Source organism: Kitasatospora sp. NPDC004799, from assembly GCF_040609095.1.
In the GTDB taxonomy this organism is placed as follows: domain Bacteria; phylum Actinomycetota; class Actinomycetes; order Streptomycetales; family Streptomycetaceae; genus Kitasatospora.
In genome coordinates, this window is the sequence record NZ_JBEXJK010000010.1 from 22,509 (window position 1) to 42,934 (window position 20,426).

Annotated in this window: 16 protein-coding genes; 8 read left to right on the forward strand and 8 right to left on the reverse strand. The window is 74.1% G+C overall.

The window, feature by feature from the left end; translation table 11 throughout:
- The first annotated feature begins 500 nt into the window (after window positions 1-500).
- A complete protein-coding gene (locus ABZW03_RS02600) occupies window positions 501-1,067 on the forward strand; it encodes a sigma-70 family RNA polymerase sigma factor (protein ID WP_355251018.1) in 567 nt (188 codons plus the stop codon).
- On the forward strand, window positions 1,064-2,269 hold the full coding sequence (locus ABZW03_RS02605) for a zf-HC2 domain-containing protein (protein WP_355251020.1): 1,206 nt from the start codon (window positions 1,064-1,066) through the stop codon (window positions 2,267-2,269). The genes ABZW03_RS02600 and ABZW03_RS02605 overlap by 4 nt, the downstream gene beginning before the upstream one ends.
- 16 nt (window positions 2,270-2,285) lie before the next feature.
- Here the strand turns inward: ABZW03_RS02605 and purU are convergent, their stop codons facing one another.
- Window positions 2,286-3,161: a formyltetrahydrofolate deformylase gene (purU, locus tag ABZW03_RS02610; RefSeq protein WP_355251096.1), complete on the reverse strand. Its 876-nt coding sequence runs from the start codon at window positions 3,159-3,161 to the stop codon at window positions 2,286-2,288.
- 100 nt (window positions 3,162-3,261) lie between these two features.
- Window positions 3,262-3,777 carry a hypothetical protein gene (locus ABZW03_RS02615; protein WP_355251023.1) on the reverse strand — a complete coding sequence of 172 codons (516 nt, stop codon included), beginning with the start codon at window positions 3,775-3,777 and terminating at the stop codon, window positions 3,262-3,264.
- 173 nt (window positions 3,778-3,950) lie between these two features.
- Between ABZW03_RS02615 and ABZW03_RS02620 the strand changes: the two genes are divergently transcribed.
- The gene (locus ABZW03_RS02620; protein WP_355251025.1) at window positions 3,951-5,252 is read left to right on the forward strand and encodes an ABC transporter substrate-binding protein; all 1,302 of its coding nucleotides are present in this window, start codon (window positions 3,951-3,953) and stop codon (window positions 5,250-5,252) included.
- Between the two features lie 106 nt (window positions 5,253-5,358).
- Here ABZW03_RS02620 and ABZW03_RS02625 read toward each other — a convergent pair whose 3' ends face one another.
- Window positions 5,359-6,561, reverse strand: a complete 1,203-nt coding sequence (locus tag ABZW03_RS02625) for a hypothetical protein (protein ID WP_355251027.1) — start codon at window positions 6,559-6,561, stop codon at window positions 5,359-5,361.
- Between the two features lie 199 nt (window positions 6,562-6,760).
- A complete protein-coding gene (locus ABZW03_RS02630) occupies window positions 6,761-8,137 on the reverse strand; it encodes a transcriptional regulator (RefSeq protein ID WP_355251029.1) in 1,377 nt (458 codons plus the stop codon).
- A gap of 306 nt (window positions 8,138-8,443) precedes the next feature.
- Between ABZW03_RS02630 and ABZW03_RS02635 the strand changes: the two genes are divergently transcribed.
- Window positions 8,444-9,160: a bifunctional DNA primase/polymerase gene (locus tag ABZW03_RS02635; RefSeq protein ID WP_355251031.1), complete on the forward strand. Its 717-nt coding sequence runs from the start codon at window positions 8,444-8,446 to the stop codon at window positions 9,158-9,160.
- Between the two features lie 437 nt (window positions 9,161-9,597).
- Here the strand turns inward: ABZW03_RS02635 and ABZW03_RS02640 are convergent, their stop codons facing one another.
- On the reverse strand, window positions 9,598-10,290 hold the full coding sequence (locus ABZW03_RS02640) for a metal-dependent transcriptional regulator (RefSeq protein WP_355251034.1): 693 nt from the start codon (window positions 10,288-10,290) through the stop codon (window positions 9,598-9,600).
- 221 nt (window positions 10,291-10,511) lie between these two features.
- Between ABZW03_RS02640 and ABZW03_RS02645 the strand changes: the two genes are divergently transcribed.
- The 3 genes from ABZW03_RS02645 to ABZW03_RS02655 all read left to right on the forward strand — a co-directional run bounded on the left by ABZW03_RS02645 (window position 10,512) and on the right by ABZW03_RS02655 (window position 13,411).
- Entirely contained in the window at window positions 10,512-11,276 is a 765-nt protein-coding gene (locus ABZW03_RS02645) for an SIS domain-containing protein (protein ID WP_355251037.1), read from the forward strand.
- Window positions 11,277-11,543: 267 nt separating this feature from the next.
- A complete protein-coding gene (locus tag ABZW03_RS02650) occupies window positions 11,544-12,491 on the forward strand; it encodes a DUF4231 domain-containing protein (protein ID WP_355251040.1) in 948 nt (315 codons plus the stop codon).
- A 23-nt stretch (window positions 12,492-12,514) separates the two neighbouring features.
- A complete protein-coding gene (locus tag ABZW03_RS02655) occupies window positions 12,515-13,411 on the forward strand; it encodes an alpha/beta fold hydrolase (protein WP_355251043.1) in 897 nt (298 codons plus the stop codon).
- Between the two features lie 91 nt (window positions 13,412-13,502).
- Here ABZW03_RS02655 and ABZW03_RS02660 read toward each other — a convergent pair whose 3' ends face one another.
- The 3 genes from ABZW03_RS02660 to ABZW03_RS02670 all read right to left on the reverse strand — a co-directional run bounded on the left by ABZW03_RS02660 (window position 13,503) and on the right by ABZW03_RS02670 (window position 19,994).
- Entirely contained in the window at window positions 13,503-14,471 is a 969-nt protein-coding gene (locus ABZW03_RS02660; RefSeq protein ID WP_355251046.1) for a D-glycerate dehydrogenase, read from the reverse strand.
- A 37-nt stretch (window positions 14,472-14,508) separates the two neighbouring features.
- Entirely contained in the window at window positions 14,509-18,363 is a 3,855-nt protein-coding gene (gene fxsT, locus ABZW03_RS02665) for an FxSxx-COOH system tetratricopeptide repeat protein (RefSeq protein WP_355251099.1), read from the reverse strand.
- A gap of 149 nt (window positions 18,364-18,512) precedes the next feature.
- A complete protein-coding gene (locus tag ABZW03_RS02670; RefSeq protein WP_355251049.1) occupies window positions 18,513-19,994 on the reverse strand; it encodes a TIR-like protein FxsC in 1,482 nt (493 codons plus the stop codon).
- Between the two features lie 198 nt (window positions 19,995-20,192).
- On the opposite strand from ABZW03_RS02670, the gene ABZW03_RS02675 reads away from it, so the two are divergent.
- Window positions 20,193-20,387, forward strand: coding sequence for a DUF397 domain-containing protein (locus tag ABZW03_RS02675; protein ID WP_355251052.1), 195 nt, complete (start codon window positions 20,193-20,195; stop codon window positions 20,385-20,387).
- The last annotated feature ends 39 nt before the right edge of the window (window positions 20,388-20,426 follow it).

Genomic DNA, 20,426 nt, shown 5'->3' on the forward strand with positions numbered 1-20,426 from the left:
TCCGTCCGCGCCCACTCGTCCGCGCCCACTCCTCCGCGCCGGCTCGTCGGTCGGGTACCGGCCGCGACACGAATACGCCTCAGGATGGGCGGGGGGACGGACCGCAGCAAGCGCTTCGGGCATATTCCGGCGATCGGGCGACAGGGCAGTGCATACTGTCCCGCTCACGCTCGCGAGCCTCGTACCGGTGATCGTCCGGCCCGGGCCGATCCGCCGGTCCCGCAGTCGGGAACCTACCGCCGCGCGCCCCGCGCGCCCCGTCCGCCACTCGCGAACCACCCGTGCGACATATGTCCACCGGCGCTCGAACAGCGGCACCGCGGGCGGGCCCACCGGCCGGCCGTCGCACATCGAGGAGGACGGCGATCCGCGCGGACCGGTTCCCGTTCCCGCCGATCCGCGAGGAACGGTTCCGTTCTTGCCGGAATCGCCCCCGGCGCCGCCCGGCCGCAAGATACCGTTGGGTACGCCAGCGAACCCGGTCAGGAGGGTGGTTCCCGATGGCCACCCCGGAGCGGACCCCGCGCTGGGACGAGCAGTTGCAGCGCCGCCTCGCCCGCGGCGAGGAGACGGCGCTCGGCGAACTCTACGACCAGCTCGCGCCGATGGTGCACGGCCTGGCCGGGCGGATACTGGCCGACCAGGCCGCCGCCACCCAGCTCACCCGGGAGGTCTTCGCCCATGTCTGGGAGCACCCCGAGGACTTCGACCCCGCCCGGGGCTCACTGCGCTCCTGGCTCGGCGCGCTGACCCACCGCCGCGCGGTCGAACGGCTGCGGGCGCGGCGGGCCGCCGAGCGCGCGCCGGCCGCGGAGGCCGAGATCCGCGCCGTGGCCACCGCCGCGCGGATGCAGTACGTGGTCGACTCCCTGCCCCAACCCCTGCGTGAGACCATCGCGGTGACCTACTACGACGGCCGCACCTACCGCGAGACGGCCCGGCTGCTCGGCATCAGCGAGCAGGCCGCGAAGCAGCGGATGCGGCTCGGTCTGGAGCTGCTGGCCACCGAACTGGCCGACGAACGCGCCTGCCAGGACGGAGCCGCGGACGGGAACGGGGAGACGTGAGCAGCACTGAGGAGCAGCACGACGCCCTGCGCTCGCTGCTCGGCGCGTGGGCCCTCGGCGCCTGCCCGGCCTACGAGGCCGCCGAGTTGGAGCAGCACCTGCGCGACTGCCGGGAGTGCGCCGAGGAGGCGGCCCGGCTGCGCGAGGCGGCCGGCTGGCTCTCCCTGGACGAACCGCTGGACCAGCCCGGCTCGCTGCGCCAGCAGGTGCTCGACTGGTGCCTGGCCCGCCGCCCGGCCGAACTGCCCGTCCCCGCCTGGGGCATGCCGTACACGGCGGAGACCGCCAAGCTCGACGCGCTGCTGCGCGACCTCGGCCCGGAGGAGTGGCAGGAGGTGGCCGAACTGCCGTGGCACGGCGGCACCGAACGGCTGCGCCCGGCCGAGGTGCTGGGCCACCTGACCGCGGTGGACGGCTTCCTGGCGCTGGCGCTCGGCCTGCCCGACCCGGTGCCGGCCGCCCCGGGCCCGCCCGCCGCGCCGTCCGGACGGCGGGTGCCGCCGCAGGAGCCGGCCGTCGGACCGGCCGTGCCGCGGGTGCCGCCGCAGGGCGGTCCGTACGCGGCGATCACCGCGCGCACCGCCCGGCTGATCGCCGACCAGGACGGCCTGGCCCCGCAGGCGGTGCGCTCCCGCTGGCGGCGGCAGGCCCACGACCTGGTGCGCAGCGCCGCGCTCGCGCCGCAGGGCAACACCCCGGTCGACTACGGCTTCGCGGTGCTGCCGCTGCGCGACGCCTTCGTGGACCGGGCCTTCGAGTGCTTCGTGCACGGCGAGGACGTGGCCCGGGCGGTCGCCTACCCGTACGACCCGCCGGCGCCGCAGCACCTGCGGCAGATGGTGGAGCTGGTGGTCCGGCTGCTCCCCCGGGCGCTGGCCGGGCTGCGCGCCGCCCGCCCCGAGCACGCCGGGGCGCCCGGTGCGCCGGCCGGCGGGGTCCGGACGGCCCGGCGGGTGCGGCTGATGGTCGACGGCCCGGCGGGCGGCGAGTGGCTGGTCGCCCTGGACGGCGAGGACCACGCCGACGGCCCCGGCGGCCGGCCCGGCGGGGAGCCGGTGGCCTCGATGGTGCTGGACGGACTGGAGCTGTGCCAGCTGGCCGCCGCGCACCGCGACCCGGACCGGCTGCCGGTCGGCGAGCACGGGGACCGCGCCGCGGTCCGCGAGGTGCTGCACGCGCTCCCGCTGCTCTCCCGGCCGTAAACGGCGTCTACACCCTTCAGGCGAAGACGACCGTACGGGTCCCGTCCAGCAGCACCCGGTGCTCGCTGTGCCACTTCACCGCGCGGGCCAGCGCCTGGCACTCGACGTCCCGGCCGAGCGCGACCAGCTGGTCGGGGCTGACGTCGTGGGTGACCCGGGCGACCTCCTGCTCGATGATCGGGCCCTCGTCCAGGTCGGCGGTGACGTAGTGCGCGGTGGCGCCGATCAGCTTCACGCCGCGCGCGTGCGCCTGGTGGTACGGCTTGGCGCCCTTGAAGCTCGGCAGGAAGGAGTGGTGGATGTTGATCACGCGGCCGGACAGCTCGGTGCACAGCTGGTCGGAGAGCACCTGCATGTAGCGGGCCAGCACGACCAGTTCGACGTTCTCCTCGGCGACCAGGTCGAGCAGCCGCTGCTCGGCCTCCGCCTTGGTGTCCTTGGTGACCGGGATGTGGTGGAAGGGGATGCCGTAGCTCTCGGTCAGGTCCCGCAGGTCGGTGTGGTTGGAGACCACCGCGACGATCTCCACCTGCAGGGCGCCGATCCGGGTGCGGTACAGCAGGTCGTTCAGGCAGTGCCCGAACTTGCTGACCATGAGCACGATCCGCATCCGCTCCTCGGTCGGGTGGATCTGCCAGTCCATCCCGAAGGAGGCGCCGATCGCGGCGAAGCTGGCCCGCAGCTTGTCGGCGGTGACCGGCTCGGGGGCGGAGAAGTGCACCCGCATGAAGAAGAGCCCGCTGTCGCCGTCCCCGAACTGCTGGCTGTCGATGATGTTGCAGCCGGTCATGAAGAGGTAGCTGGAGACAGCGTGGACGATGCCCTGCTTGTCGGGGCAGGACAGCGTGAGGACGTACTGGGCGCTGGCCGGCTGCTGTTCCACTGCGGGTATCCCGTTCTGAGGTCGTGACGTGCGTGAATGGTCCAGCGTGTCACATCCCGGACATCCGCCGCCCCGCTGCCCGTACTGCGGGACGGCCGGTGTCCGGCGGTCAGACCTGGGTGAGGATGCGCAGCACGTCCAGCGACTTCGGGGCCGCGTCCGGGTCGTCCCCGTCGCCGACGGCCAGCGCGACGTGCGCCTCGCGGGCGGCCCGGACGGTCTCCGGCCAGCCGGGGTGGCCGAGGTAGGCGGAGGCCGGCGCGTCCGCACCGACCTCGTGCAGCATCTGCACGGCCCGCAGCACCGCGACGTCCACCAGCGCGGCCTCGGCGGAGTCCCGGAAGATCGTCCCGACGTACTTCTCCGCCGACCAGCGGTCCAGCCAGGTGTCCTCGACCAGCCGGTAGACGGCGTCGGTCACGTCGCCGTACCCCGCTCTCCCGGTCAGCCAGGTCTCCTGCTGGAAACCGGGGTCGGACAGCATGTGCAGCGCCGAGCGCAGTCGGGCTCGCCAGCGCCACCAGGGCAGGTCGTTGAGCGGCATGCCGCCCATCGTGCTGGAGCGGTGGCCCGGACGAGAAGGGTTTCGGGCGGACCGGTGCGAAGAATCTGTGCTGGCGGACATGGTGAACGATCGTACGTTCCCCGTCTGTTCGTGCTCCACTCGCGATCTACACGCGTACCGCCCCGGATTTCGGCCGCCGTTCGCCATCCGTTCGCATTTCGGCCCTCTCGGCTTGCGGCGCCGGGGCTTGGCTTGCTCCGGTGCGCCGGAGTGCGCCCAGAGAGGGATGACCGATGACCAGCCGAAGGGACCCGTTCCAGGCCCGTCCGCAGACCGGGCGGCGCCGCCGCCGTCGCCCGATCGCAGCCGCGGTGACCGCCGCGGCCCTGCTCCCCACCCTCTTCTCGGCCTCCGCGTGCGGCGGACCGGCCGATGCCTCCACCAGCGGCGACGATCTCACCGTGATGACCTGGGCGCCGGCCGGCACGGGCTCCGCCGACCGCCCGGGCATGACCGCGCTGGCCTCCGCCATCGGCCAGGACGTCAACACCAAGGGCGGCCTGAACGGCCACCGGCTGCGGGTGATCACCTGCAACGAGCACAACACCGCGGACGGTGCCCGCGCCTGTGCCCAGCAGGCGGTGGACGCCAAGGTGGTCGCCGTGATCGGCTCCTACAGCCAGTGGGGCGAGGCGTTCATGCCGGTGCTGGAGCGCGCCGGCATCCCGCTGCTCGGCGGCTACGGGCTCTCCCAGCCGGAGTTCAGCAGCCCGCTGTCCTACCCGGTGGACGGCGGCATGCCGGCCCTGATCGCGGGCAACGGCCGCCAGCTGGTCGACGCCGGCTGCCGGTCCGTCTCCCTGGTCCGCCCGGACACCCCGGCCGGCGACAACCTGCTCGGCTACCTGGGCACCGCGCTGCGCCCGGCCGGGATCAAGCTGACGGACGTCAAGGCGCCGGAGCAGTCCTCCGACTACACCCCGGTGATCCGCAAGGCGATCGGCAAGGACGAGCCGGGCAACTGCGTCACCAGCGCCCTGGCCGCCGAGCCGACCGGCAACCTGCTGGACTCCTACCGGCGGCTGGCCCCGAAGAACACCCGGATCGCCTCGGTGATCGGCAGCGTCCAGCAGTCGGTGGTGGACTCCACCGGCGGCGACACCGGCCCGCTCGGCGGCGCCTACGTCACCAGCTGGTACCCGCCGGAGTCGGCGAAGATCTGGGACGGGCTGCGCGGAGTGGTGCGCACCGACACCACCGGCGGGCACCCCATCGACGTGGCCGACCCGGGCGTGCAGACCACCTGGGTCGCGTACGAGGTGTTCCGGACGGTGGTGCAGAAGCTCGCGGAGGCCGGGAAGCCGGTCACCCCGAAGACGGTCTCCTCGCTGCTGGACAGCGGCGAGGGCATCGACGTCGGGATCACCCCGCCGCTGAACTGGGGCACCACCAACATGCTGCCCAGCAGCGGGTCGCCGCGGCTGGTGAACACCTGGGTCACCTACCAGGTGGTCCGGAACGGCCGGATGACCCTGCAGCAGCCGGGGTTCGTCGACATCCGCTGGGCGCTCACCGGGGGGCGGCCGCCGGCCTGAGCGCCGGCGGCGAGGGACGGGGGACGGACCGAGGCGGCCCGTCCCCCGCCGTCGCTCAGAGGTCGCCGACGCTCACAGGCCACCGACGCTCACAGGCCACCGACGCTCACAGGTCGCCGTCGCTCCGGTTGGGCAGTCCGGTCTGGCCGGCGATCGCGTTCCAGAGCGCGGCGGCCTGCTTCTTCGCGGTGGTCGCGGTGCCGCTCGCCTGGACGGCGTTCTTGTAGTGCTGGTTGTCCTGCTTCTTCGCGTCGCAGGCGCCCTGCGCGTCCTGCGCCCAGGCCGCGTACTCGTCGTCGGCCTGGGCCGAGGCCGTCCAGGCCGCGTTGAGCTGGTCGACCAGCTGCTGGCCGCCGGGCAGCTTGTCGGTCTTCAGCTGGCCGAGCTTGCCCTGCAGCTCGCGCCGCTTGCCGGCCGCGGCGGTCAGCGCCTGCTGGGACTCGGGCAGCTTGTCGCACTTCTGCACCGCGGCGACCGCGGAGACCACCGAGCTGCGGCTGTCGCTCGCGGTGCCCAGCAGGTCCGACAGCGGCTGCGCCTGGGCCTTGACCTCCGGGTCCACGGCCGCGCCGGAGCCGCTCGCGCTCGGCGTCCCGGGGGTGGTGGCGGCGGTGGTGCCGGCGGTGGCGGCGACCGGGGTCTTCTTGCCGTCCTCGGGCTTGTCGCCGCCGTTCATCAGGACGGCGACCAGGATGCCGGCCACCGCGCAGCCGGCCACCACGCCGCCGATGATCAGCTTGTTGGACGGGCGGCCGCCGCGCCCCGAGCCGCCCGCGCGGGTCGCGTCGTGTCCCTGGTCGTACCCGGGGTCGAAGCCCTGGCCGTAGGACTGGCCCTGCTCCGGGGCGTAGCCCTGGTGGTAGTCCTGCGCCGGGTAGGCCGGCTGCGGCTGCCCGGCCGGCGGGTAGGCCTGGTAGCCGGGCGCGGGCTGCGGCTGCGGGTAGCCGGGCTGGGCGTGCGCCGCCGGGTGGCCGGCCGCGTGCGGGTCGCCGACCGGGTACGGCGGCAGGTGCTGGGTCTCCGGGGCCGGATCGGCCTGCGGGGCGCCGTACCCGGGCTGCGGCGCGCCCCACGGGGCGCCCTGGCCCGGCATCGGCTGCGCGGGCACGGCCTGGGTCGGCAGCGCGTGCGCGCCCTCGCCGCCGAGGTACTCCGGCTGCCCGGACGGCTGCCCCACCGGCGGCACGGCCGAGTGGCCCTGCGGCGCGCCCGGCTGTCCCGGCTGCCCCTGCGGCTGGCCGGGCTCGGGGCGGAACAGGTCGTCCAGGTTGAAGTCACCGGAGTTCGGGTACGAGCGGCGCTGACTCAACGCGATTCCTCACCTGTGCAGGACCGCGCACTGACGGCGGACCACATCTCGTCGGTTCTTGGGGGCATCACAGTTCCTTGGACGTCGCGCCCACGCTACCGGTTCGCCTCACCGGGTGACCACGTGGGCGGGACATCCGTCACGCTCCCTGCACAGACGATCCGCGGCCCGCCTCCGCCGTCCCGCCGTCCGCCCCCCGTCAGGCCGCCTCGGCGTCCGCCCGGGCGTGGAACTCGCGGACCACCCGCTGCTCCCGGTAGGGCTCCAGCCGGCGCCGGAACTCGTCCAGGTACTCCACGCCCCGGTTGGAGCGCAGCCCGCTCAGCAGCCGGACCGCCTGGGCGCCCGTCTCGCAGGCGCGTTCCAGGTCCCGCTGCTGGAGCTGGGCGGTGGCCAGCAGGACGAGGTCCACCGCGCGTCGCCGGACCCTGGTCGGCGGGTGCAGGTCGAGCGCCCGGCGGGCGTAGTGCTCGGCCTGGCCGGCCTGTTCCAGGTCCCGGTGGCAGTGAGCCAGTTCGTCTGCGAGATAGGCGTCGTCGAAGTGGGCGATCCAGTCCGGGTCGTCCTCCGGGCGGCGCTTCTCCATCATCTCCAGCGCCCTGGCCGACACCGTCTCGCAGGAGCGGGCGTCGCCGAGCAGGGCGTGGCCGCGGGCCTCGGCGGCGTAGAACATCGCCATCGCCGTCGGGGTGGCCACCGAGCGGGCGCCCTCCTGCGCGGCGCGGGCGAGTTGGGCGATCTCCCGCGGGTTGCCGAGGGTGGCCGCCAGGTGGCTCATCGAGGCGGCCAGCACGTAGCCGCCGTAGCCGCGGTCGTCGGCGGCCTGGGCCAGCCGCAGCGCCTGGATGTAGTAGCGCTGGGCGAGCCCGGGCTGCCCGGTGTCCACCGCCATGTAGCCGGCCAGTTCGGTCAACCTGGCCACGGCGGCGAAGAGTTGGCGCCCGGTCTCCTCCCGGTAGGCGCCGCCGAGCAGGCCGGAGACCACCGAGTTGAGGTAGTGCACCACCACCGGGCGCACGTGGCCGCTGCCGAAGCGGTGGTCCAGGTCGACCAGCATCGCGGTGGTCGCCCTGATCGCGGCCACGTCGGTCGGGCCGACCCGGGGGCCGCCGGCCCGCGCCACCACCGGGTCCGGCGGGGTGATCAGCCAGTCCCGGCTGGGCTCCACCAGCGCGGAGGCGGCGACCGTCGCCCCGGTCAGGAAGTCCCGCCGGCCGACGTCGCTGCGCCACAGCTCGCAGACCTGCTCCAGGGCGGCACCGATGGTGGGCGCGAACTGGAGCCCGATGCCGGAGCTCAGGTTCTTGCCGTCCGCCATGCCGATCTCCTCGACCGACACGCTGCGGCCGAGCTTGCGGCCGAGCGCCTCGGCGATCACGGCCGGCGCCTGCCCGCGCGGCTGCTGCCCGCGCAGCCAGCGGGCGACGGAGGTCTTGTCGTACCGAAGGTCCAGCCCGTGCTCGGCGCCGCAGAGGTTGACCCTCCGGGCCAGGCCGGCGTTGGAGCAGCTGGCCTCCTGGATCAGTTGCTGCAGACGCTCGTTGGGCTGTCGTGCGACGAGTGGTCTCGCGGCCATTGGGCTTCGCCTCCCCACACCCTCCGGTCCCGGCCGGCGGGCGACGATTCTGCTGATCTGTTGCCGACTGTCCGACCGTCCAAGGAATCTGACACCAGGTTAGCGATCAGCAACGCCAGCGGGATACCCACGGTGACGAACCGCACCCCCCTTGCGCCCTGGGAAATGCTCCCGTGCGCCCCCGCTGCGCCTGCCCTCGGCCGCGCCAAATCGGTCGACTAACCGGAACGGGTGACATTGCCGGGATGCACCCAACCGGGCGCCATCGGGCCGTAACCAGCCTCACACACGGTAGTTGAGCACCCCGTGGAAGACATCGCCGACGACCCGGGCCGGAACGAGACGGCTGCCCCGCGCCCGCTACTCCTCGAAGCCGTCGGCTACGCCGAGACCTGCCACTGGGAGGTGGCCCCGGGCGCCTGGCTGATCGACGACGGCGACGGCGGCGTCCGCTGCTCCTGCGGGGACCGCCGCTGCACCCTGCCGGGCGCCCACCCGCTGGACCCGGACTGGGCGCGGCAGGCGAGCGCCGGCCCCGGCGCGGTGCGGGCCTGGTGGACCGAGCAGCCGCAGGCCTCGGTCCTGCTGCCCACCGGGCGCTCGTTCGACGTGCTGGACGTGCCGGAGACGGCCGGCTGCCTGGCGCTCGCCCGGATGGAGCGGATGGACCTCCAGCTCGGCCCGGTGGTGGTCCAGCCCGCCGCGCCCGGGCGGATCGGGCGGCGGCTGCACTTCCTGGTGCTGCCCGGGGTCGCGGCCCGGCTCCCGGAGATGCTCCGCCGGCTCGGTCGGCCACCCGGCCGGCTGGACCTGGTCGCCCGCGGCGAGGGGGACTGGACGGTCGCCCCGCCGTCCCGGATCGGCTCGCTGGGGTACGCCCAGTGGGCCCGCTCCCCCTCCGCGCTCAACCGCTGGCTGCCGGACGCCGCCGAACTGATCGGCCCGCTCGCCTACGCCTGCGGGCGCGAGGCGCCCTCGGTCCGCGCCGCCCGGGCCGCCGCCCAGCCGGCGCCGGTGGGCTGAGGCCCGCCCCCTGGATCCGCCGCCCTCCGCCGATCGGGTGAGGGCGCGCACCGCGCGACACAACGCGCGCGAGTGACGGGCCTTGTCTCCCACCGGGGACGGGGCCCGTCATACGCATGTCCGGATAAGGCTTCCGTGTACCCGCTGGTCACCCGTAGAAGCCCCTCGTACGAGTGACAGCGCTCAAGGATTGCCATGATCGGCCGAGGGGAGGAATGGCGATGTATGGGGACGCCGGCAGGGGCGCTCGGACGGGGAAGCCGGGCGGCGGCGACGGAGGGGAAGCGGGAGGGAGCAGGGAGGGGCGGAGGGGAACGGGAGGGACGGGGAGGGCGAGGGGCCCGCTGCACGTGGGGTACCTCCCGGCCGGAGGCTGGGAGAGAGCAGCGGGCCCTCATCGTCATGGCCGGCGGGGTGTCGTGCCCGGCGGGCAGGCCTCAGGCCTGGGCGACGAAGACGTGCTGGGCGATGTCCTTGCCCAGCTCCGCAGCGTTGTCGCCGGTGCCGACCAGCACGCCGCCGACGCCGACGCTGACCTTGACCGTGGAGCCCGGCCGGACGCCGGCCCGGCGCAGGGTGCTCATCAGCGCGCTGTCGGTCTGGATCGGCTCGCCGATCCGGCGGACCACCACGTCGGCCCCGGCGTCGCCCGGCCGGACGGTGTCCAGCGGGACGAGCCCGGCGTCGAAGCCCTCGCCCTCGGCCTTGGTGTCACCCAGCTCGTCCAGGCCCGGGATCGGGTTGCCGTACGGGGACTGGGTGGGGTGGCCGAGCATGGCGAGCACCTTGCGCTCGACCGTCTCGCTCATCACGTGCTCCCAGCGGCAGGCCTCCTCGTGCACCTGCTCCCACTCCAGGCCGATCACGTCGACGAGCAGGCACTCGGCGATGCGGTGCTTGCGCATGACGCGCACCGCGAGCCGGCGGCCCTCCTCGGTCAGCTCGAGGTGGCGGTCCCCGGCGACCTGGAGCAGCCCGTCGCGCTCCATCCGGCCGACCGTCTGGCTGACCGTGGGGCCGCTCTGTTCCAGGCGCTCCGCGATCCGGGCGCGCATCGGGACGATGCCTTCCTCCTCCAGCTCCAGGATGGTGCGAAGGTACATCTCAGTGGTGTCGATCAGCCCAGACATCGCCGCTGGCTCCGTTCTTCGGTGTCCTCACCGCCAATTCTGACGTACCGGACCGACAACCGGGCCCGCCCCGGGGCTCCGGAGGCCCGTTTTGTTCCTGTTGACAACGATGCCGCCGGGGCGCGACCGTGCTCGCCGGAGCTTTCTCCCCCGGCGGTCTGGACCACCCGGACCACCCCACCCGGCCGGATCCCCCACCCGGCAGAGAGCGAAGGCAGCAGATGAACGACCTGGTCGGCCGGTACTTCGACGCCGCGATCGCCCACCTCCAGCGGGTCCGCGAGGAGGAGGCCGACACCATCGAGGCCGCCGCCGCGCTGCTGGCGGAGGCGATGACCGGGGGCCGCCGGGTCTTCACCTTCGGCGCCGGGCACTCCGCGCTGGCGGCCCAGGACGTGGTCTACCGGGCCGGCGGGCTGGTCCCGATGAACCTGCTGAACGTCCCCGGGATCACCGGGGTGACGGTGATGCCGGCACCGCTGTCCAGCGCGCTGGAGCGGGTCTCCGGCCTGGCCACCGCCACCCTGGACCTGACCCCGGCGACCACCGGGGACCTGCTGTTCGTGATCTCGCTCTCCGGCCGCCAGGTCATGCCGGTCGAGCTGGCCCGGTACGCCCGGGACCGCGGCCTCAAGGTGGTCGGCGTGACCTCGCTGGCGTACCCGGCGGAGGTGCCCTCGGCGCACCCGACCGGCACCTACCTGAAGGACCACTGCGACGTGGTGCTGGACAGCAAGATCGCGGTCGGCGACGGCGAGCTGACCCACCCCGGCGCCGAGACCACCTTCGGCCCGGTCTCCACCATCGTCACCAGCGCGCTGATGCAGGCCGTGGTCGCCTCGGCGGTCGGCCGACTGGCCGACCGGGCGGCCGCCGGGGAGTGCCCCGCGCCGCCGCTGTTCCGCTCCGGCAACGTCCCGGGCGGCACCGAGTGGAACGCGAAGCAGATGGCCGAGAACGCCGAGCGGGTCTTCTACACCTACTGACCCGCTCCACCGACCGGCCTCCTGCACCGACCGGCCCCCGCCCGCGCCGGCCCGGTCCGCACCGGCCGGTCGCCCGCGCACGCCCGCCGACCGTCGCGCGCCCCCGCCACCTCCCCGCACGCTGGGTACCGGGCCGAACACGGGGAGTACCGGACAACCACCGGGTCTTCCCGGCCACATCCGGCCGCCCCGGGCGTCACCAGGCGTACCGGCGAGCCGCCCGGGGCAGGAGAGCGGTGCGACCGGAGCGACTGGTGGGGGCCGAACATGGCGTCTGTTGCGGGACGGACCGGGTGGGTGCGGGAGCGGGACCTGCTGCCGGAGTTCTTCTGGGCCGCCGACGCGGCCTCGCTGCGCGGGCAGCGCCGCTCGGTGCTGCTCTGCGCCTGGGAGCTGGTCCTGCTGGTGGTCGCCGCGGCGACCGGCTCGGCCGACGGCGAGCCCTGGGCCTGGCCGGCGGCCGTGGCCTACCTCGGCGCGATCGCGCTGGCGGTGGTGGTCAGCCGGCAGAACCCGCAGGGCCTCTGGTACGAGGGCCGGGCGGCCGCCGAGTCGGTGAAGACGCTGGTCTGGAAGTACGCCGTCCGGGCCGACGCCTACCAGCCGCCGCCGCGCGCCCTGCCGGACGCCGAGGGCCTGTACCGCTTCCAGCTCGCCCGGGTGCTCGGCGCGTTCCGGGACAGCCCGGTGGCCGTCCCGGAGGGCGGGGTGGGGATCACCCCGGCCATGCGCGACCTGCGCGGGCAGCCGCTGGCGGTGCGCCGCGAGGTGTACCTGGGCGAGCGGATCCAGCTGCAGCACGACTGGTACCGCGCCAAGGCCCGCTACTGCGCCCGCGCGGGGTACTGGGCCGGGGTGCTCGGCGTGCTGCTGCCCGCGCTCGGCCTGGTGCTCGCCCTGCTGCGGGCGCTCGGCGCGTTCGGCTACGACGCGCTGGGCACCGTCTCGGCGGTGGCCGCCTCGGTCGCCGCCTGGGCGCAGCTGCGCCAGTACCGGCCGCTGGCCGCCGCGTACGCCCTGGCCGCCGAGGAGCTGGCGCAGATCCAGCGCCAGCTCGCCGAACTGGACCTGGAGTCGGTGGAGGCCGAGGAGGTCTGGGCCCGGCTGGCCCGGGACGCCGAGGACGCGATCTCCCGCGAGCACACCACCTGGCAGGCCCGCCGGGAGGTGCGCACCACCACCGACCGGGAGCACGCAACCGACCCGGAGCACTGAGGAGGCCGCAGGTGTCGTTACGGATGGTCAAAACGGCGGACCACCGCGCGCTCGCCGTCGAGTCCCTCGGCGACCCGCGCGGCCGTCCGGTGTTCCTGCTGCACGGCATGCCCGGCAGCCGGGTCGGCCCGCACCCGCGCAGCACCGTGCTGTACCGGCTGGGCGTCCGGCTGATCTCGTACGACCGGCCCGGCTACGGCGACTCCACCCGGCTGTTCGGGCGCCGGGTGAGCGCGGCCGCCGCGGACGTGCGGACCATCGCGGACGAGTTCGGGCTGGAGAGCTTCGCCGTGCTCGGCCGCTCCGGCGGCGGCCCGCACGCGCTGGCCTGCGCGGCGCTGCTGCCGGAGCGGGTCAGCCGGGCGGCGGTGCTGGTCGGCCTCGCGCCGCGCGACGCGGCCGGCCTGGACTGGTACGCGGGGATGACCCCGTCCAACGTCCGCGCCTACCAGGAGGCCGAGCGCGGGCACGGCCGGATCGCCGACGCGATGGAGTTCCGCTCCCGGCAGATCAAGGACGACCCGGTCCGGCTGCTGAACGGGCTGCGCACCGAACTCTCCGCCGCCGACCGGGAGGTGGTGGCCGACAGCGGGCTGCGGCGGATGCTCCAGAGCAACTACCGGGAGGCGTTCCGGCACGGCGCGGACGGCTGGATCGACGACGTGCTGGCCTTCACCGCCGACTGGGGGTTCGACGTCGGCTCGATCCGGGTGCCGACCTGGCTCTGGCACGGCGCGGACGACCAGTTCTCGCCGGTCGACCACTCGCGCTGGCTGGCCGACCACATCCCGGACGCCGAGCTGTTCCTGGAGCCCGGCGCCGCGCACTTCGGGGCGTTCCGGGTGATGACCACCGCACTGGCCTGGGCGGCCGGCTGGGGCGGCCCGGGGTCGAGCCCGTACCGGCGCCCGGCGCGCTGAAACGGTCCGGCACCGGTCCGGCACCGGGCGGCGCCGGGGCAGGGTCCAGGCCTGCACCCGGGGCGGCGCCGGAGGCCGGGGACGGCCGGGGTCAGGCCCGCACCGGCGTCAGGGGCGCCGAACCGCCCAGCACCGCCAGCACGTTGTCCACCGCCAGGCCGCCCATCGCCTGCCGGGTGCGGACGGTGGCGCTGCCCAGGTGCGGGGCGAGCACCGCGCGCTCCTGGGCGAGCAGCGCGGACGGGACGGCCGGCTCGTGCTCGAAGTTGTCCACGGCGGCGGCGAACAGCGCGCCGGACTCCAGCGCGGCGGCCAGCGCCTCCTCGTCCACCACGCCGGCGGTCATGCTGACCACCACCGCGCCGCGCGGCAGCAGCGCGAGCCGGCGGGCGTCCAGCAGGTGCCGGGTCTCGGCGGTGAGCGGGCAGGTGACGACCAGCACGGTGGAGCTGGCGAGCAGCTCCTCCAGCGGCTTCCAGTCGGCGCCCTCGGCCTGCTCGGACGGCAGTTCGGCGCGGTTGTGGTAGCTGACCGGCATGTCGAAGGCACGGGCCCGGCGGGCCACCGCCCGGCCGATCCGGCCCATGCCGAGCACGCCCAGCGGGGTGCCGGCCAGCTCCAGGCCGAGCAGGAAGTTCGGCGCCCAGGTCCAGGGCGTGCCGGAGCGCAGCAGCCGCTCGCCCTCGCCGAGCCGGCGGGTGGCGGCCAGCAGCAGCGCCCAGGCCATGTCGGCGGTGGCGGTGGTGAGCACGCCGGGGGTGTTGGTGACCGGCACGCCGCGTTCGGCGCAGGCCGCCACGTCCACGTTGTGGTACCCGACGGCGTGGTTGGCGACGACGGCCAGCTGCGGTCCGGCCGCGTCGAGGAACTCGGCGTCCACCCGGTCGTCCAGGGTGGTGATCACGGCCCGCCGGCCGCGGACGGCCGCCAGCAGCTCGGCCCGGTCCATCGCCAGGTCGGAGTCGTGGCAGGTGACGGCGTGGTGCGCGGTGAGCCGTTCCAGGACGCCGGGGGCGAGGCGCCGGGTGACCAGGACCGGGGGCGGGGTCTGCGTGCTCATGGATGTGGAGCGTACCCCGCCCCCTTCCGTCGACCGATCAGACCGGCTGCGGCTCCAGGTCGCGGTTGATCCGCTTCCAGCCCCGCGCGGAGACCGTGTTGGGGTGCTCCTCGCCGAACTGCCGGATCAGCTCGGAGATCGCCCGCGCCCGCAGCTCGGCCGCCTGGGTGTGCCGCCCGCCCGCCCGGAGGGTTATCGCCAGGTTGGCCTCGCAGGCCACCGCGTCCGGGTGCTGGGCGCTGTAGCGGTCGCACAGCCCCTGGTACGCGGCCCGGCCGAGCCGCTCGGCCCGGTCGGTCTGCCCGTCGTCGCCGTAGGCGTTGGCCAGGTTGATCATCGCGTTGAGGGTGTATGGGTGCTCCGGCCCGACCGAGCGGGTCAGCCCCTCGACGGTGAGCCGGCCGCGCTCGATGGCGCCCTGGACGTCGCCGCTGCCCCGCAGGTAGATGCCGAGGTTGTTGGCGCAGGCCAGGGTGAACGGGTGCTCGTCGCCGAACAGCCGCCGGTGGCCCTCGAAGACGGTGGAGCAGAGGTCCCGGGCGGCCTCCTTGTCGCCGGAGGCGCTGTGGTCGGCGGCCAGGTTGAGCGCGCAGGCGAGCGCGTCGGGGGCGTCGGCGCCGTAGCGCTCCAGGTAGCGCTCGTAGGTCTCCTTGGTGATCCGGCGGGCCTCGGCGAGCTGGCCGATCCGGCGCAGCGAGACGGCCAGCGACTTGGCGTTGCGCAGGTTCTCCGGCAGGTCCGGGTCGAGCACGTCGCCGAGGTCGGAGGTGACCTCCTGGAGCAGGTCCACCGAGCCCCGGTAGTCGCCGAGTTCGCGCAGGTCCCGGGCCAGGTTGGACTTGGTGGACAGGGTGTAGGGGTGCTTGGGGCCGAGCACGGCGGTGCGCCGGTCGAGCGTCTCCTGGTCGAGTTCGCGGGCCGCCTCGCTGTCGCCGACCAGCCGGTAGTCGATCGCCAGGTTGTTCGCCATGGAGAGCGTGCGCGGATTGTCGTCGCCGAACAACTCGCGGAACTGGTCGAGGATTTCGCGGTCGAGGTCGAGCGCGGCCTGGAACCGGCCGAGCGCCCGGCGGTCGGCGCCGAGCGAGCCGGCCGTCATCAGGGTGTACGGGTGGTGCTCGCCGAGCAGGGCCCGCTGGCGCTCCAGGGTGTCCTCGTCCAGCGCCAGCGCCTCCCCGTAATTGCCCTGGGAGCGCAGCACGTTGGCGAGCTGGAAGCGCAGCAGCAGGGTCTGCCGGTCGTCCTCGCCGAGCTTGCCGGTCCACTCCACGTCCAGGGCGTGGCCGAGGTCGCGGGCGCGGTCGAGCTCGCCGCGCTTCCACAGGTAGCGGACCCGGTCGATGAGCAGCTGGCGGGTGTCCGCCTCGTCGCAGTTGTGCGCCTTGGAGGGCGACAGGTGCGGCCAGATCTCGTCGAAGGCGGGCCAGTTGGCCGGGTCGTCGGTGTCGCCGAGGACGGGCCGGGCGCCGGTGAGGATGCGGTGCACCTCGTGGACGGCGACCTCCTGCTCGTCGTCGGTCATCCCGGCCCGGATCACCGCCTGGACGAGGCGGTGCACCTGGAAGCTGTTGCTGCCGGCGTCGACCTTGGCCAGCGCGTACCGGCCGATCGCCTGGATCACCTTGCCCAGCATGAACTTGTCGCTGAGGTCGGCGTCGAACCGCACCAGCGCCCGGATCATCTGGTCGCTGTAGAAGAGGTTCATCGAGATCGGCTCGGGCGCGAAGAACGCGCACAGCTGGAGCAGCCGGACGGCCGCCGGGGACTGCTGGCGCAGTCGGCCGATCGACACGTTCCAGGTCGCGGCGACCGGGGTCGGGTAGTCGGCCGGGCGGCCGACCGCCAGCGCGCGGGCGGCCTCGGCGTGCAGCTGGGAGACGTAGGTCTCCACCGGGGTGCCGGTGGTGTCCAGCCAGGCGGCGGCCACCTCGACGGCGAGCGGAAGGTCGCCGACGGCCTCGGCGACCCGGTCGGCGTCCGGACGGGAGAGGCTGCGGGCGCGCCGGCACAGGTGCTCGACGCTCTCCCCACGGGTGAAGACGTCGACCTCCAGCGCCTCGGCGTGCCCGGTCCAGGCCTGGTTGCGGGAGGTGACCAGGATGTGGCCGGAGCCGCCGGGGAAGAACCGGCGGATCTCGGCGGGCTCGTCGGCGTTGTCGAAGATCAGCAGCCAGCGCGAGGTGGGCACGCCGCGCCGCAGCGCCTCCCGGGCCGCCTCGGCGGCCTCGGTCACCGAGTCGCCGACCCGCAGGCCGAGCCGGCGGGCGAGTTCGGCGAGCGCCGGGGCGACCAGCTCGGTCTGCTCGGCGTCGATCCACCAGACCAGGTCGTAGTCGGACATGAAGCGGTGGGCGTACTCCAGCGCCACCTGGGTCTTGCCGACGCCGCCGAGCCCGTACAGGGTCTGCGGGGTGGGCAGCACGGCCGCCATGCCGCCGCGCAGCTGGTTGCGCAGCTGCTCCAGGACGGCGGCGCGGCCGGTGAAGGAGGGGTTGCGCGGCGGGACGTCCCACACCGAGGGCTTGCTGCCGGGGAAGCGCGGGCCGCCGCTGGGCGCGTCGTCGAGCGGGGTGTCGCCGCGGCCGAGCGCGCGCAGCAGGCTCTGGATCGACTGGGCCTCGTCGCGGCCGACCAGGTCGACCGGGTTGCGGTTGCTGAACGGCGCGGTGAGCCGCACGTCGCCGACCCGGACCGGCAGCAGCTGGCGGCGGGTGCCGGAGGGGTCGGAGCTGACCACCGACTCCCACAGCGCCCGCGCCTGCGGGGAGCGCTGGTAGGCGGGCGAGAGCACGGCGACCGTCCGGTACGCGGAGTCGATGCCGCGCTCGGTCTCCTCGCGCGGGTCGGTGCCGGCGCTGAGGTCGCGCGGCAGCACCCGGAAGCCGGCCCTGGTCAGGACGGACTCGATCCAGTCCGCCCACATCCGGTCCTCGGGGACGTAGGAGAGGTAGAGGTCGGCGGGCACGGACGGGCGGCGGCGGGTGAACGCGTCCACGTAGCGCAGCCGCACCTCCTCGTCCACCGGGGGCAGGCCGGCCGCCCGCCCCTCGGTGATCATCGAGGTGAGCCGCTCGCAGGCGGCCAGCATCGAGGTGGGCGTGCCGGTCTGGTCGCCGAAGGTGGCGAGGATCTCCTCGTAGGCGTAGAACGGCCGGTACGGGATCTCCACCGAGCCCCAGTACTGGGCGAGTTCCTCGCCGTTCAGGCCGGCCGGCAGCCCGTCGAAGCGGACCCGGGCGAGGGCGCGGCCGGCGTCCGCCTTCTCCTTCTCGCCCTCGTCGATGCGCATCGGGACGGGCAGGATGCGGATGCCGCGCTCGCGGTAGCGGTCGTGGATGTGCTGGGCGATCCGGGAGGCGCCGTCGATGGACTGGTCGCTGAGGGTGAAGCAGACCACCAGGTCGTCGGGCATCTGGACGGTGCAGATCTCGGCGATGTCGGACAGGCCGGTGCGGGAGTCGATCAGCACGTAGTCGTACCGCTTGGCCATGTCGGCCTTGAGGGCGTCGAAGAACTGCCCGCCGTCGAAGCGGTCGTAGAAGATGTCCCAGTCGAGGTGGGTGACGGCCTCGGAGTAGTCGCGGTTGAACTGGCCCGCGGAGAGGAAGTCCAGGCTGCCGCCGGGCGGGAAGTACGGCCAGGTGAGCGAGAGCGCGTGCGGGTGCACCCGGGCGAAGTCCAGGTGCCAGCCCTCGGCGTGCTCGACCGGGCGCAGCGCCTCCTCGCGGTACTCGGCGATCAGGTCCATCATGCCGGTGGTGCCGGCCAGCGACGCCGGGTCGAGGAACGGGTGGAAGAACTTGGCGAGGCCGGGCGCCTCCAGGTCCCAGTCCACGGTGAGCACCCGGAAGCCGTTGGCGGCCAGGATCCAGGCGGTGTTGGCCAGCGCCATGGTCCGGCCGGTGCCGCCCTTGTACGAGTAGAAGGTGATGATCCGGCCGTTGCGGTCCTGTTCCGCCGCCTGCCGCTCGGCCTCCCGCTGGGCGGCCAGGTCGGCGGGGGTGAGCCCGCCGATGCGGAGGTTCCTGGTGCGGTTGTCAGTCATCGCGGTCCTCGTCCTCCCAGGGGCGCCATCCCGTCATCGGGTTCATCGCCGTCGTCGCGGTGCGGGTCGTGCGCGCGGTACGGGTCCTGCTCGCGGTGCGGGTTCGGCTCGCGGTACGGGTCGTCGCCGTTGTTCCGACTCCTGCGGGTGGTGCGGCCGTTGCCGTCGGGTTCCGGCGGCTCGTCCTCGAAGGGACCCTCCGGGGCCCCGTCCGGTCCGTACCCGCCCCCGCCGCGCCGGAACGCCTCCCGCAGGCTCGGCCGGGGCGCCGGCGGTTCCTCCGGTTCGGCCCTGGTGCGGCCCTCGAAGGCGTACTTGGCCTTCATCGCCGCCCGGGGCAGCGCGTCGTCGAAGTCCTCCAGGGTGTGCAGCCCGGTCGGGCCGGTCGCGCCGAGGAAGCTGGGCCGGCTCGCCCGCCGGGTGATCCGCAGCGTCTCGTCGCTCAGGTCGCCCAGCTCGTCGGCGCGTTCGGCGCACTCCGGGTCGTCGCCGTTGAACGGCTCCAGGATGCTCACCCAGGCGGCGTCCGAGCGGTCGAAGCGCCGGACCAGCTCGCGCCGGCGCGGGTCGCGCAGCGCCCAGCGGTCGAGCAGCAGCAGGCCGGGCGCCTCGGCGTTGCCGCCGATGATCGACTCGACCTCGTCGTCGAACTCGTGCACGGTCGGCTGGAACCCCAACTGTCGGGCCAGCCGCACCGCGTGCTGCGCGATCGGCGACCCGACCGGCCGGTACGGGTGCCAGTCGGTGCGCCGCTCGCCGTAGTAGTCGGGGTTGCGGTCGGCGGGCAGCTCGTTCTGGTGGTAGGCGAGGACGGAGATCCGCAGCTGCTTGGTCGGGGCGGTGACGTTGAACGCGCTCGGGAGGCCGTTGAACTCCAGCCGCCGCCCGACCGGGATCACCGTCTCCTCCGCGACCTGCACGATCCGGGCCGCCAGCCGGTGCACGGCCAGCTCGTAGGAGGCCCGGAAGTAGCTGAGCTTCATCAGCGCGTACAGGCCCTCGGTGGCGTACTCGGGCCCGAAACTCGCGTGGTTGAACTGGAGTTCACTGGCCACGTTCGGCAGCCGGTAGCGGCTCATCGGCGCCCAGAGCACCGGGACGATGCCGCTGGTGCGCTCGGAGTCGAGGTTCGCCGGGTAGACCGGCCGACGGGTGAAGGCGTGCCACTCCTGGCCGCACGGAACGCTGTTGAAGTACCGCGGCGAGTAGAGCGGTACGAACACCCGGCAGGTCGCCAGCTCGTCGGACAGCCGCTCGGCCCACAACTCGCCCTGGTGCATGGACTCGTCCATGAAGCCGACCGCGACCCCGTCCGGGACGGTGGTGATCTGCAGCACCGCCTCGCAGAGGTCCCGGTACAGCTGCCGGACCCAGTGGTTCGGATCGCCCGCGCCACGCGCACCGGCCTTGGGGGTGTGCGCGTAGGAGAGGAAGAAGTACGGCCGGGCGTCGTCCTCGTCCCAGCCCCGGTCAGTCACACGCGCCTCCCCCGGGCCCGTCGGCAAACCTGCCTCCCGCAGCCCCCGTGCGGCGGGGCTTCAGTGTAGGAACGACTGACACCCCAATGGAATAGCACAACGTCTCGCACGAATTGACATGACCGAAACGATGCCGCTGTCCTCTTCGCCGGAGCAGTACCCTCGTTCCGGCCACCGCACACGATCAGGAGGGCGCCCGTGGACCACCTCGACTGGCAGAGGTCCAGCACCAGCAGCGGCAAGGACGAGTGGATCGAGATCGCCTCCGAGGGCGACAAGGTCTACATCCGGCAGTCCAACGACCCGGCCACCGTCGTCACCACCACCCGCGTCAAGTTCAACGCCTGGGTCCGCGGCGCCAAGGCCGGGGAGTTCGACCACTTCGTCGCCTGACGGGGGCGGGCCGGGCCGCACCGGGGCCGGGCCGTCCCG